Source organism: Tamlana crocina, from assembly GCF_012037625.1.
The window spans coordinates 1-323 of record NZ_JAAVJS010000677.1; the positions used below are offsets into that span (position 1 = coordinate 1).

Annotated in this window: 1 protein-coding gene; it reads right to left on the reverse strand. The window is 38.4% G+C overall.

All coding sequences use genetic code 11. From position 1 onward, the window contains the following. Positions 1–101: 101 nt before the first annotated feature. Positions 102–323, reverse strand: a 222-nt coding sequence (locus HC176_RS18535; protein ID WP_209309827.1) for a T9SS type B sorting domain-containing protein, incomplete at its 5' end; no start/stop codon positions are given.

The following is a 323-nucleotide window of genomic DNA, read 5'->3' on the forward strand; positions in this document are numbered from 1 at the left end:
TGGATCTTGTTGTGCATTACCCTTTAGTGAAAAAAGGGCAATGCAAACAACTGTAAAAATTTTTATAAAAGAATTTCTCATGTGTTTCGAATATTTCAAAATTATCTGCTTAAGTACAATCTACCTTGAGTAGGTGCTGTTTGTCCGTCGTTGAAGTACAGGATGTAGAAATATACACCTGCCGGTAGTACTCCGCTGCCGAAAGATCCTTCGGAAGAAGTTCCATCCCAACCTTCATTATCTCCAGCTTTTCCTTTATATACGGGCTCTCCCCATCTGTTATAGATCTCCATTTTGTGATTTGGATAGTTGGAGGAAAGATT